Annotated in this window: 12 protein-coding genes and 1 riboswitch; of the genes, 1 reads left to right on the top strand and 11 read right to left on the bottom strand. The window is 35.0% G+C overall.

The window, feature by feature from the left end; genetic code table 11:
* Positions 1-17 precede the first annotated feature (17 nt).
* The 5 genes from BN853_RS01775 to BN853_RS01755 all read right to left on the bottom strand — a co-directional run bounded on the left by BN853_RS01775 (position 18) and on the right by BN853_RS01755 (position 3410).
* A complete protein-coding gene (locus BN853_RS01775; RefSeq protein ID WP_030004227.1) occupies positions 18-926 on the bottom strand; it encodes a hypothetical protein in 909 nt (302 codons plus the stop codon).
* 131 nt (positions 927-1057) lie between these two features.
* Complete coding sequence (gene mscL, locus BN853_RS01770; protein ID WP_030004226.1) at positions 1058-1540, bottom strand: large conductance mechanosensitive channel protein MscL; 483 nt, start codon at positions 1538-1540, stop codon at positions 1058-1060.
* An 18-nt stretch (positions 1541-1558) separates the two neighbouring features.
* Positions 1559-2191 (bottom strand): HAD family hydrolase, encoded by a 633-nt coding sequence (locus BN853_RS01765; protein ID WP_030004225.1) that lies wholly within the window; start codon positions 2189-2191, stop codon positions 1559-1561.
* An 8-nt stretch (positions 2192-2199) separates the two neighbouring features.
* Positions 2200-2646, bottom strand: coding sequence for a 23S rRNA (pseudouridine(1915)-N(3))-methyltransferase RlmH (gene rlmH / locus BN853_RS01760; protein ID WP_030004224.1), 447 nt, complete (start codon positions 2644-2646; stop codon positions 2200-2202).
* Positions 2643-3410, bottom strand: coding sequence for an MBL fold metallo-hydrolase (locus BN853_RS01755; protein WP_030004223.1), 768 nt, complete (start codon positions 3408-3410; stop codon positions 2643-2645). The genes rlmH and BN853_RS01755 overlap by 4 nt, the downstream gene beginning before the upstream one ends.
* A gap of 182 nt (positions 3411-3592) precedes the next feature.
* On the opposite strand from BN853_RS01755, the gene BN853_RS01750 reads away from it, so the two are divergent.
* Entirely contained in the window at positions 3593-6424 is a 2832-nt protein-coding gene (locus BN853_RS01750) for a hypothetical protein (RefSeq protein ID WP_030004222.1), read from the top strand.
* A gap of 101 nt (positions 6425-6525) precedes the next feature.
* On the opposite strand, the gene BN853_RS01745 is transcribed toward BN853_RS01750, so the two are convergent.
* The 6 genes from BN853_RS01745 to BN853_RS01720 form a co-directional block, all read right to left on the bottom strand.
* Positions 6526-7425 carry a 3'-5' exoribonuclease YhaM family protein gene (locus BN853_RS01745; protein ID WP_030004221.1) on the bottom strand — a complete coding sequence of 300 codons (900 nt, stop codon included), beginning with the start codon at positions 7423-7425 and terminating at the stop codon, positions 6526-6528.
* A complete protein-coding gene (gene pulA, locus BN853_RS01740; RefSeq protein ID WP_030004220.1) occupies positions 7415-9508 on the bottom strand; it encodes a type I pullulanase in 2094 nt (697 codons plus the stop codon). The genes BN853_RS01745 and pulA overlap by 11 nt, the downstream gene beginning before the upstream one ends.
* Position 9509: 1 nt before the next feature.
* Positions 9510-10661, bottom strand: a complete 1152-nt coding sequence (locus tag BN853_RS01735; protein ID WP_030004219.1) for a CCA tRNA nucleotidyltransferase — start codon at positions 10659-10661, stop codon at positions 9510-9512.
* Positions 10662-10748: 87 nt separating this feature from the next.
* Complete coding sequence (locus BN853_RS01730; protein WP_030004218.1) at positions 10749-12089, bottom strand: hemolysin family protein; 1341 nt, start codon at positions 12087-12089, stop codon at positions 10749-10751.
* 132 nt (positions 12090-12221) lie between these two features.
* On the bottom strand, positions 12222-12572 hold the full coding sequence (locus BN853_RS01725) for a hypothetical protein (protein WP_030004217.1): 351 nt from the start codon (positions 12570-12572) through the stop codon (positions 12222-12224).
* 6 nt (positions 12573-12578) lie between these two features.
* Positions 12579-13811: a cation:proton antiporter gene (locus BN853_RS01720; protein ID WP_030004216.1), complete on the bottom strand. Its 1233-nt coding sequence runs from the start codon at positions 13809-13811 to the stop codon at positions 12579-12581.
* 90 nt (positions 13812-13901) lie between these two features.
* Positions 13902-14035: riboswitch (cyclic di-AMP (ydaO/yuaA leader) on the bottom strand.
* Positions 14036-14043: the final 8 nt, after the last annotated feature.

Genomic DNA, 14043 nt, shown 5'->3' with positions numbered 1-14043 from the left:
TAGTAACACAAGAAACTTTAAAAGACAACAGCTTCTTGATATTTTTTAATTAATCTTAAATTATGAATGGTAATAATTGCTTGCCATTTGATTGCCTGAACGTCAAATCCTTCATCTTCATTCATCCATGTGAAATTGATGTTCCAATGATTATGAACGTAGGTCTTCTCTAAAAAATCAAGGTTTTGTTGAATTAGCTTAACATCAATTCCGTAAGTCTCTTCATAGAGTGGGTAACTAAATGGTGTTGTGACATAACCTTCATTCCACAGGTCCACACCATCAATCGATTCTTTAATCTCATTTGATAACTTCTTATAAAATGGCTCCAAGTCAAATCGGTTCGTTACTTTAAGCCCTTGATAAAAATGGATATAACAAGCAAGTAAATGTTTATCCTCTACCTTTGTTGATAAAAAATGGTGATAATATTTCGTTTGAAGCTTTACTAGGGTTTGATAAAAATCATCGGTCTCATCTAATAATTGTAATAAAGTCCCAACGATTGAAACGGTTGGGTTTTCTAAAAACGAATTGACGCCTTGTTGATGTTTCCACCATATCGCACAACTTGCCTCGTTGTTTGATGGGATGGTAGCCAACCATAAATCGTCTGTTAATTGCGTTTTTAAAAAATGGACGGCACTGTCTACCATCTCTTTAGTAAACTCGTCTAACGTAGTTGATTTATAGCCTATATTCACAAGTAACTCTAACGCATATGACGTTTGAAAACTGCTTGAATCGGGATTGGTATTATCAGGCTCTAGTCCATGACCAAACCCACCATCTTCGTTTTGATAAATGGACAATGCATAGGAAACCATTTCTCTGTCATCCTCTAAAAAATAGTGATTGAAAAGTGCCACTTCTAAATCTCTACCTTGATTGTATATCTTATTCTTTATGTCTTCTAATTGATACATACGTCTACCTCAATTCTACTAAGTTAATTATATCAAACATCGTCTTAAATCGATAAAAAAATCCCCTAAAATAGAACCCCACACAAAAGAAAATGATTTGCATGGTCCGTCTTTAGGGGCATTTGTCTATCTTATGATTCTTTTTTTAGTAAATCTCTGATTTCCATTAAAAGCTTAATGTCCTCAGGGATGACTTTTTCAACAACCACTGGTGCCTCTGTTTGTTTTTGAAGTTCAGCTTCACGTTGTTGTCTTTCAAGTTCGCGTTGTCTTTTAGCTTCACCCTTAATGATACGAATAACAATCGTATAAATCACAAGTGCAATAATTAAGAATTCCACGATTAATTGAATTGTGTTGCCATATCGAACGGTTGAAAATATATCAACCATTTGATTGGTGGTTGGATCTAGTTCACTTCTTAAAAAAATCTTCCATGATAAGTCAGTAAATTCTGCTTCACCTAATACAGCAGCTAGTAAAGGGAAGATGATGTCGTTAACCATTGAATTAACAATTTTCCCAAACGCACCCCCAATGACAACCCCAATCGCCAAATCTAGGATGTTGCCACGATTAATGAATTTTTTAAATCCTTCTAACCATTTTTTCACAAAATAACCTTCCTTCTATTAGATATACTTTATTATATCACTAATGCCGGTCACTAATCTAGCACCGGTTTGATTCAAAACTCTTTCGCTTTGGTGACCACCTGTATACAATAGAACCTCAACGCCTAAGGCTTGAGCGACTTCATAATCGTGTGTCGTATCCCCAATATATAGACAATCTTTAGGATTAATTTGGTGTGTTTTTAAATAATCAATACCTTTATAGACTTTCCCATGAGCTTTAATATTATCTGTTCCTAATACCGCTTCAAATAAGTGATCCAACTTAAAATGTTTAATCTGTTCTTCTAAGTTGTTTTGTTCAGAAGCTGAAAGTAAGATGTTTTTTACACCCAATTGTTTTAATCTCTCTAAGGTTTTTTTAACTCCTTTGTTTAATGACTGATTCAAACTTTCGGGTTGGTATTGGCTAATGAAGAAATTAGCCATCTCGTCAAACGATTCTTTTTCAAAGCTAATGCCTGCTTTTTCATAGTATGTTTTGATTGGAAATCCAAATACATCTAAGTACTGTTCAACCGTTAATTGTTTTTTGTTTTGTCTTTTTAACATCAAATTCAATAAATCAACCGATAGTTTTAGATCGTCTAAAACAGTCCCGTTAAAATCCCAAATGACATATTTTTTCATACAATCTCCTATTTATGATATGGGTGATTTCGTTTAATTTGAAATGCCCTGTAGATTTGTTCAACAAGGACCAACCGCATCAATTGATGCGGTAAAGTCATCTTTGAAAAAGATAACAAATAATCACATTTTTCATATATTTTTTGTGTAAAACCGTAAGACCCACCGATAATAAAAGCTAGGTCCTTACTAGTATAAGTCGAAATTTCATCGATTTTGGAAGAAAATTCTTCACTTGAAAGCATTTTTCCTTTGATTGCTAACCCTATCACGTAGTCCGAATCCTTTATTTTCGAAAGAATTCGTTGTTCTTCTTTTTCCATCCCCGAAGGTTCCTTTTCATCATCAACCTCAATGATTTCAAAGGCAACAGGCATTTGTTTAATGTAGTCTTGCATCGCATCAACTAAGTATCTTTTTTTTATCTTTCCAACCGCGATAATCGTTATTTTCATAATTCAATCACCTTGAGTGGTACTTGTGAGGCATAGTGAACCTCTAACGTGTCTAGATCTTTTTGATGAGCAATTAAAACATCTTCATACGTTCTTTTGATGATGTCATTGGTATTGCATTCATCAGAAATATGCGCCATGATAAGTGTTTTTGTTTGAGTGCCCATCATTTGTGAAAAGTAATAGGCGGAATCCTCATTCGACAAATGACCTTTTTCAGTTAAAATACGTTTGATTGTATGAAACGGTCTTGGCGAATTCTTTAATAAATAAGGATCGTGGTTTGCTTCCATATAATAGAGATCTGCGTTTGATAAAAGTGGAATCAACCCTTCTCTTATGTAGCCTGTGTCTGTAATGTAAGCTATCTTTTTATCTTCTGTCTTTAAAATAAACCCAATCGGGTCTCTCGCATCGTGTGACAACGGAAACGGAATAATCGTCAAGTCATCTAAATAAAACTCTTCTAATGGCTCTACAATCCTAATTTTCGTTTGATAGACAGTCGATTGATAATATGACATCGCCTTTGCTGTTCCAGCGCTCGTATAAATTGGTGCATTGATGTTTTTGTATAAGGTATCCATGCCTTTGATGTGATCAACGTGTTCGTGTGTTATAAACACATGCGTCACTTGATAAATATCAAATCCAGCGTCCTGCATTGCTTCTTTCATACGCTTAAAAGAAATACCCGCATCTATGAGTATTTTTGTTTGGTTATGTTCAATATAAGTGGCATTTCCTTTGGAGCCACTTGCCATGTTATAAAACTTCAAATTAATCACCTACTCTATTTTAACACGAGTTTATACCTTCTGGTATTAATATATATATTAACTTTATTGTGTGATATTATGGAAACGTTTTAAAAATCGTTGCAATGGCCTTGTTATGTGTGTTATATTATATTTGCTTGTGATTAAAAATTCGAGGAGTGGAAATTATGAATAAAGCGAATCTCATGAAAAAATTAGCTGCATTAGTGATGTTAACATCCGGTGCTCTAATGCTTGCCGCTTGCGGTGAGAAGACACTTTCAACACCTTATGGTAGTGTAAGTGACGAAGTTTATTTAAGTGGTACCGGATACGAAATCACTGAAAAAGAACTTTACGAAGAAATGCGTTTAAATGGCAGTTCAGTCTTAGTTGAAATCTTAGAAAGACAACTATTTAAAGATGAATTAGCAAAAATCGCAGCTACACCTGAAGCATATAAAGATGATCTAGTTGAAGCGGCTAACCGTGGCATCTTCTCTGGAACTACCGATATCGATACCCTAAAAGAAATGAAAGCAGACCAAGTGCAAACTTACGTTGACTCATTTATCGATACTTTCTATATGGTAGGTAAAACCATCACTGCAGCAGACATTGATATTGTGAATTTCACAGACCACAGTCAAACGGTTCTTGATTATTACACATTATCTGTTGCTAAAAAGATTTATGCTAAAGAAGAATTAGCAAAAGAAGTTGTGGATGAAGATTCAACCAACTTCATTAAGATTGAAGAAGACATTCAAAAGTATTACGAAACTAACGTTGAAAACCAATTCGACTTAAGCTTAGTTCTAATTCGTTTTGTTAACCAAAGCGAAGCAAACGCAACACTACGTCACTTCAACTTAAAAGCATACCGTAATGCTTGGGTTGTTCTACAAGATCCAAGAAATGAAGTCGTTACAGGTTATGCAGCAACTGTTCTTTCAGACTTAGGTATTGAAAACACAGGTGCAATCAGTGAGTCTGATTATCAAAAATATTATGACCGTTATAGCGTCGTTACTTCTGTAACTGCACAAAGACCTGCTGATGAACTAGACGTTCAATTAGACAATGACCAAGTCTTAGCTATGTTCATTGACATTTACAACTATATTTATTCTTACAAAGATGCAGTAACTGGTGTTACAACAGTCGATGGCGCAATTGCTGACTTAGATAACTTACCATTTACTAAAGCTTACGCTGATTTCTCAAATACAAGCTTGAGATCTTACGTATATAGCACATTAAGTACAGAAGAATCAGGTACTAGATTTACCGCAGCTCCACGTAGCTATGGCAACAACTACTACCTAGCATTTAAGTTAAAATCACACGATGAAGATCAACAAGAATTAGTTGATGAAGATGACAAATTAATCATCTACACTGACGATACTAAGAAAGACTTAACTGCAACAGCTCAAGAATACTTTGATAAGATTGTTGAATCTAAATTAACTCAAACCTACATTGCAAGTAAAGCTTCTGAACGTTTAGAAGATGCAAAAGTAACCATTTATGATTCATTATTACACTTATACTTAAACCAAAACAGTGATGCTTATGCACTTGCTAAAAAATCAAGCAAGTCATTAGTTGCTAAAATGGGTGATTTCGAAGTTAGCGTGGATACCTTCTTTGCTGAACTAGAATCAAGATTAGGTGTTTCAGTTGCCATTGATATGGCCTTAAGAGAAGTATTAAAAGCTTCTGACTACCAAGATCAAATTACAGCAGCTCAAATGAAAGAATATAAGACAAACATGGAAACCATCATCAAACAATTTGGTCAAGGTTACTATGAAACGTCTGGATACCCTGCAACAATGGGTAGAAAAAACTTCTTAATGTTGGCATTTAGAGCAAGTTCAATTGATGAAGCAATCGAAAACGTCTATGTTTCTGCTGAACTTGAAAAATTATACTTAAATGATTTTGAAGCACATTATGGTGAAACTGTTTATGAAGATATCGCTACTTATGCAAACCGTCTTCAAAACCAATTCTTCTCACTTGCTGCTTCTCATGCATTAATCTTTGTTGATATGGACGAAGACGATTCACCAGATGATCCAAGAGAATACTTCGAAACACTAGACGCTCAAGAAGTTGCTGATTTAAAAGCAAACGTCACTGAATTAATGCAATTAATTTATGATAAAGCAGTCAAGTACTCTTCATTCTCTACTGGTTTAACTGCAATCGTTGATGAATACAAATCTGCTGGACGTATTGCTCCTGATTCATGCACAACAGAACCACTTGATGTGACTCCTGAATGCACATGGGCTAAATACAAAAAACTTGGATTAAACGTCATGTTCCAATCCTTGTCAACTATTACAAACTCAACAAACTTACCTGGTCAACAATCATCATTAGACGTTGATTTCTACGATAGAGCGGTCAGCCTATACGAAGAAATTAAAGCTGAATTCTATGACGTAGATAAGAAATTCCCATCACAACACTTAGATACACGTCCAAGTGATTACGCGGATGTCTTAGAAACTTCATTCGGTTGGCATTTAATTCTTGCCACTGGTGGTGCATCATTCACATCAGCTAAATTCACTTTACAAGACGATGAACATGCAAAAGATGATGACAAGTTTAAGATTTACGAAAACATCGAATTAACTAAGAAAGATGGTACAAAAGTAACTGTAAATGCTTATAGCGATACAGACGCAATCTCTGCAAACCAAGTACAAATCTTCTTAAATGAAGTTAATTCTGAATATGGTGTTGAAAACCTACCTACTTCAGTTAAGAACGCAACCAATGCTTACTTACAACCAGTATATGAAAAATACACCAACTCATACACTCAATTAAACTTACTTTACAAGTTATTAGCAACAACAAACTACACGTTTGCTTCTGCTGAAAATAACGCTAAAGCACAAGAATTAGTAGAAATCAACAAACGTCAATTCTTCAGCTATACTGAAAATGAAGCATTTGATGAAATCTATAGTGATTGGTTTACAACTTTTAACTAATCAAAACATGAATTAAGTACTTAGGCTAATGCCTAGGTACTTTTTTTACATTCATACATATAAAAAAAACTCGACCAATATATCAAGGTCGAGCATTCGTTTTATTTGTTCGGTTTGAAAAAGCGTTGTTTATCAAGAACTGCAATGTTTTGTGTGAATTCACCAGGATTAGTTTTTTCCAACTCTTCACCCAATACGGTGAACTTTGAATCAATCGTATCAATATACCAAATTAGCATCGCTTCTGCCGTTGCTGGTTTTTTAGCGGCTCCAAAATTCGGTAAACCGTGATGCGATATCAGAATGTGTTTTAAAATAAGCGCTTCTTCTGATGATTCTAACTCAAGTGTCTTTACCGCACGATCAACCTCAATGGCACCCATTACTAAATGGCCGATTAACTGACCTTCAACGGTATATTCGCCACCTTCAAAACCACTTAACTCTTTAATTTTGCACACATCGTGTAATAAAATACCACTATATAAATAATCCATATTCAAGTACGTATAAACTTCACTAAATCGTTTTGCGATGTCTAGCATTGTTTTTGTATGGTAAGCAAGACCACCAATGTAGGCATGATGAAAACGAACCGCTGCTGGATACATGTAAAAAGCTTTTTCGTATTTATTATAAATGTGTTTTGTAATCTTCTTAATGACTGGATTAGAAATAGATTCAAGATAAGTTTCAATACTCTCTTTTAATTCCTTGATGTCTACGGGTGCATATTGATAAAACTTAGTCAGTTCATCTTTTAACTCGTATGGGTCATCAATGTGATCAAATAATGATTCTAAGTGAATGAGTTTTAATTGTTCTTTCTCATTATTAACAACAATTTCAACTTCAAAATGGTAAGTTTTACCTAGTTCAATTAATTTGACTTGAGATTCATCAAGTTTAACATTTCTTTTTTCGCCAGTTGATAAAATGACATTTACATTTTGAAAGTCATTTCCAACATTCATGTTATCTACTTTTGCATTAAACTTCATCTGAACTCTCCTTAAAAAAGATGTAAGCCCCTGGTTTTTTTACAAGGTAATTGTCACTATTTTCATTGACAAGTTTTCTGCCATCAAATATGGTTTGATACCCTTTCCCAACTTTCAATAATTCTTCTTGATAGTCATTTTTGAAGAAGACTCTAAACGTACCATCAAAACTATTTAATTTGAACTCAGTCGTTTTAGTCACTGGATTTGACTCGATAAATCGAATGAATTGTTTAATCGCAGAAACTTGTTGAAAACGAAATACTTTGTATTTTTTTCTGAGTGAAATTAAATCCTTTGTCATTTGAACGATATCGGCATGTTTTTCTCTAAGTGTCCAATCAATTTGATTGATTTCATCACTAGACTTATAGGAGTTCTCAACACCATTCTTACTTCTAAGAAATTCTTGTCCTGCGTGTATGAATGGCACCCCAGAACTAAGAATAACAAACGATAAGGCAAGTGCCGAATAGTCTTTTAGCTGTTCTTCTTTTAACTCTGGTCTTAAGACTTTTGCACGATCATAAAACGTGTGGTTGTCGTGACATTCAACGTAGTTTATCGTTTGTGTTGGGTTAAAAAATAAAAACTTATCTAGGGAACTGCCTGTAAACAAATAGAATAAATCAGAAGAACTGATTTTGCCACCTAAGGCAAACCCAGGTGTGTTCGTAAACGTCCCACCTTTGATTTTATCCCTAAATTGATCATTAAAATGACTAATTTGAGGCATGTATTGGTGATTCGCCATGTGGCTTCTTAAACGGTTAGGCAAGGTATTTTCCATTACCCATCCTTCCCCATAGACAAAGCCCTTTTCATCGATTGAGGATACCAATTGAGCAACTTTATTCATTGTTTCAATATCAAGTAACCCCATCAAGTCAAATCTGAATCCAGAAATACCATAAGTCGTCATCCAATGCTTGATTGAGTTTAAAATAAACTTCTTCATCATCACACGTTCAGTCGCTAAATCGTTCCCACAGCCTGAGACTTCAGTACGCATCCCTCGTTGGTCAAATCGGTAATAATACCCAGGAACTAGGGTTTCAAATGGAAATGTTCCCATATCGAAGACGTGATTATACACCACATCCATGTTAATTCTCATGCCTAAGGCGTGAACGTGATCGACCAAACGTCTAAACTCATTGATTCGTTCGTAAGGTGATTCAGGGTCCTTCGAGTACCAACCTTCAACGACGTTATATTGGCTTGGGTTGTAGCCCCAATTGTACTCGATGTCTTTATTAATTTCATCGGTACCTTCAAAATCATAAACTGGTAAGAGTTGAATGTGCGTGATTCCCAGGTCTTTAACGTGGTTTAACCCCTCATTAGGTAAGTCTTCCATCAACCCTTCAAATAACCCCTTATTTACGGCCTTAGACGTGTTTGAAACGGTAAAGTCTCTGACGTGTAGCTCATAAATAACCGCGTCGGTCTTCTTGCCTGAAAACGCTGGTTTTTCATTTTGAAATGGGTAAAACTTTGATGGATCAACCACATAGTTATATTCCCCATTGGCATTCGATGCGATTGCATAAGGGTCTTTCGTTGTCTTAAATGACTCATTAACGCGGACTCTAAATCGATATTTAAAGCCGTCTAGGTTACCAAAAACGGTTAGTGCCCAAACGCCAAATGCGTCATAGGTAAAATCAATAAATTGTCTAATGCCAGCCAAATCAATCAGTTCAAGTTCAATCTCTTTGGCCACTGGGCTCCACACTTTAAAGGTGGTTTTCTCATTTGAGTAAGATACCCCTAAATCATCACCGGTGTATTCAAACATCATTTCAAATAATTCGGTACGTACAATCTTACCTGTGCGTAAAAAGGATTGGTTACGTCTTTCATCAAACACCATATAGTCCGTGTTCAAAGTGATTGACTCATCAATCTCACAAGTAAATTTAATTTCATGTCCTAGGGACTCTACTTCTTTAATCGATAATTGTATTTTTTGATATTCACTTTCTAGTGTGAATGTTTTTTTTGTATGATCGGTTTGTGCCGGTACTAAGATGGTGATCAAATTAAAGCCATCTAAGTAGGAAAAAAAGTCACTTTTCATTTTATATACCTTCTTTTTTTATTACATAGGATTTTAAATCCTCATGCGTGTTATTCACGTGTTCTAGTAACACTTCTTTTACTAATTCATCAAGTAACTTAGAAACCCAAGCGCCTTGTTTTTTCCCTGTTAATTCGAGTAAATCTTTCGCTTTAAACTTAAGATCAACCACACTCTTTAATGGCAAGTTTTCAAACATTTGTTCAATCTTACTCTTTTGAAATGGTGAACGACCAAGTAAGAAACTGACCTTGTTGGTTAATAAACAAATCTCAATACCATACGTGTAAAGCATTAACGCATCAATTTCTTGATTGGAATTAACCAGATCAACCACCGTTTCGTATTTATTACGAATCACATTTGAGAACTTCCATTCGCTAGGCACTCGTTTGTTAAGAGAAAAACATAAGGCAAAAAAAGCATCCGTATAAACACTTTCTTTCATATGCTCATTAATAAACTGAATTCCTTTTTCTAAGCCTGGCAGCTTACTTGAAATTTTGGATGTTTCAAGCGTTTTTAAAGCTCTTAATTGGAAATCGCCTTTTAGAATTTTTAACGTTTCATTTAAAATACGTTCATTTGGTAAGTTTTCAAGTAAATCCCTGTGGATACTCATTTGTTCTCTTGTATTTCTTTCAATTTGAAAGCCAAGTTTTGATTGAAAATAGACCGCACGTAAAATGCGTAAGCTATCTTCTTTAAACCTAGTTTCTGGATCACCAATGGAACGAATCATTTTGAATTTCAAGTCTTCTTTTCCACCAACGTGATCAATGACAATAAACGAATCATTCATGATTAAACCGTTAATTGTGAAATCCCTACGTTTGATGTCTTCTTCCACCGAAGGTGCTTCAATCACTTCTTCTGGATGTCTATTATCCAAATAAGGTCCATCAATTCGATAGGTCGTTATTTCTATGTTAATGTCATTTTTTGTAAAACTAACCGTACCATATTTAATCCCAGTTGGTTTCGCACCAAAAAGCTTCATCACTTTAGATGGTGAAGCGTTGGTTGTTATATCAATGTCATTGGTTTCTTTTCTTAAGAGGTAATCTCTTACACATCCTCCAACAAAATAGGCCTCAAACCCATTTTGTTTTAATGTTCTTATTACAAATAAAGCTTGTTTAAGCTGTCTCATCATTATCACCTCATTTATTATATCATAAAATCACTTTTACTTCGTAGAAAACCCGCATTTTTCATCAAAAAAAAGAGATTTAGTTATCTAAATCTCAGTCTCGTCTTCGGTTGCTTCATTCGCTATTTCATCAATGGTCAACATGATTTCATCAATTCGCTTCTCATCCATTTGAATCACTTCAAACGTCAGGTTTTGATATTTCACAACAATTTTATCCTCTTTTTCAGGAATATAACCAATATGACTCAATATATAGCCTGCGATTGTGTCATAATCATCATGAATCGGAATGTCTAAATTCAATTCTTCGTTTAATTCCTCAATCGAAATTAAGCCATTAATGACGTATTTATTTGGTTCGACTTGTCGAACGTCTGTTTCTTCTTCGTCATACTCATCATAAATGTCACCGAAAATTTCTTCAATCAAATCTTCAATGGTAACGATGCCTTGAAATCCACCATACTCATCCACTAAAATTGCCATATAATTCTTTGAGGCTTGAAGCTCTCTAAAGACTTCGTTAATTTTTTTTCTTGATGGGATAAAATAAGGCTTACTCATGATATTTTCTAATTTGACTTGATCAAAACCAACGCTTCTGGCTTCTCTAAGTACATTTTTAATATAAATTATACCTACAATATCGTCCGGTGAATCGTTATAAACAGGGACTCTTGAGTAGTTTTCGTTGATCATTTCATCGATTGTGTCCTCAGAAAACTCATTAATGTCTATCATGTATACCTCAGTTCTTGGGGTCATAATTTCTTGAGCAGTGATGTCATTAAACTCGAAAATCGATGATATCATTTCAGATTCTTCTTCATTAATCGTACCATGTTCCGTACCAGATTCTATCATTGAGATAATTTCTTCTTCAGAAACTTTTTCAATCTCTTCATTTGGGTTAATCTTAAAAAGCCTTAACACTAAATTTGTTGTCATCCTTAAAAGTTTAACCGATGGCTTAAAGAACACCATGAAAAACTTAACGACGCCAATGGTACCAAAGGCAATTTTTTCTGAGTGCTTCAACCCAATGCGTCTTGGGACTAACACGCCAAAGACGACGGTAAAGAATGAAAGCACAAATGTCACAATCACAAACGCAAGTGCACTGCTGATTGAGTGTGCAATAAAATCCACGTTTGCTAACTCTTTACTAATGTCATCAACCAGATAACGAGCAGCAACGGCACTTGAGAAAAAGCCACTTAGAATGATACCAAATTGGATCGTAGGTAAAAAATCGGACGTTTCGTTTTGATATTTTAGTACGTCACTTGCATTTTTTTGACCTTCAGAAACCAACAGCTTTAATTTGTTTTTATTCGCAAACTCGATTGCTGTCATTGATGCAGCAAAAAAAGCGTTTGTGAACGTTAATACAACCAATAATAAGATTATCAGCGGGAGTTCCATAATATATATTCTTCCTCATTTCTTTGAGAGAAATTATATCACTTTTTGGTTAAAAAGTCAAAAATATTTGCGTTCTTTGCTTAACATATAAAAAGAAATAACACGTTTAACGCATTATTCCTTTTCTTTGGTTTAATTATTTCCTAACTTCATGATATTACCCACAGGTATCGTAAACATGAATCCTGCGCCTGGACCTTTGTGATCAAAAAGGATTTCTTGAATTTCTTTAATTGTTTTTTCTAATAGCTCTGTGCCTTCAATTACGGCAAACAACGTCTTATTATAGGGATGTGAACCCTCTAATAATTTCTTTAGCGAACCAAAGAGTGGCACATTTTGAGCTTTGCCATTCACGATGGCACTTGCCATCCCTTGTGAATCAATGATTGTTGCCCCACCGACACCTAATTCAATGAATGACGAGAGGATATCATCTAAATATTTCACGTCATTTAAGACGATGACTAATGCGTTTTTCATAGTTTTCTACTCCATTACAAATTCTTGTTTAATGATTGGTTCACTTAAACTTTCATCAACCATTCGATCAAGTCCATTAATTTCTTTTGCTTTTGAAATCGCAATTTTTGCAAAAATAGGACCTGAGGTTTCATAGACTAAAACGCTAAACATGATGATTGTCGTAATCATGGTTGCGTACTGCGGTAATTGTTGCCTTACAATGACGGATAAACCAATCGAAATACCACCTTGAGGTAAGAGTGCAAACCCTAAATATTTCCTTACGGTATCTGGTGCTTTTACGATTGAGGCACCCATAAATGCGCCTAAGTATTTACCAATACCTCTTGCAAAGATGTAGGCGATACCCATAGACCCTACCGATACGAGGATACTTAAATCCAAACTTGCACCTGCAAGCGTAAAGAATAAGACATAAAATATTGGTACAAAATCATTGACTGACCCAAACACTCTTCCTGAATGTTTTAACAAGTTAACTAAAACAGTACCTACCACAATGTTTGTGAGTAGTGACGATAGTCCAAGCCAATTTGAAAGTCCTGTGGCTAGTGCGATTGCTGTAATTGATACAATTTGAAGGTCATCTTTGGTTTGTTGTTTCTTAGCAACAACTGCAAGAACCACTCCAATCAAAACCCCTAAACCGATTGAACCGACAATTTCAATCACTGGCTCAAAAAACATCATTACACCGGATGAACCTGAGGTATTTAATGACATTTTAGCAACCGCTAACGCAATACCAAAAGCAATAATACCAAACACATCATCTAATGCAACAACCGGTAACAATGTTTTAGTTACTGGTCCATGAGCACGGTATTGCTTCATTACCATTAAAGTAGCCGCTGGCGCTGTCGCTGCAGACATAGAGGCAATCACAATTGATAAAGCAAAGTCTTGATTAAAAACAAAGTACATCACAGAAAAAACAACACCGATCGCCCCAATAACTTCAAGTAAAGTAATGACTACCACGTTTTTTCCCATTTTTTTAATCTCACTATACACAAACTCACTGCCAATTGAGAAGGCAATAAATGATAAAGCAAGTTCACTAATAATTTCAAAATTCACACTGTCTGTTTTGGTCACCAAATCAAAAAATGATGGCCCTAAAAATAACCCTGCAACTAAGTAACCTGACACACTTGGTAATTTAAACTTTGTTGCGATTTTACCGCCAATCATGCCTACTACGACAACAATTGCCAGTTTCAATAATACTTCCATTCTTCTCTCTCCTTGTCATTAATGATTAACGACAATAGTTGATGCTTTTATATTTATAAAAATAAATACGAAAAGCGCATAACTAATGTCATACGCTTTGGTGTACTCCTGTGAGGTTAGCTGACGGATTAGGGCGCCCAAATCGCCCTTCTTCAGTTAAGAAGATTCACCCCAAAAAATTGGTTCCCCCATCTTGTAAAAATGAAGTTCGGAGATATCATGTTCATTTTAT

It is taken from the genome of Paracholeplasma brassicae, assembly GCF_000967915.1.
GTDB classification, from domain to species: Bacteria; Bacillota_I; Bacilli_A; order Acholeplasmatales; family UBA5453; genus Paracholeplasma; species Paracholeplasma brassicae.
This window is presented reverse-complemented; position numbering and strand designations above follow the sequence as displayed.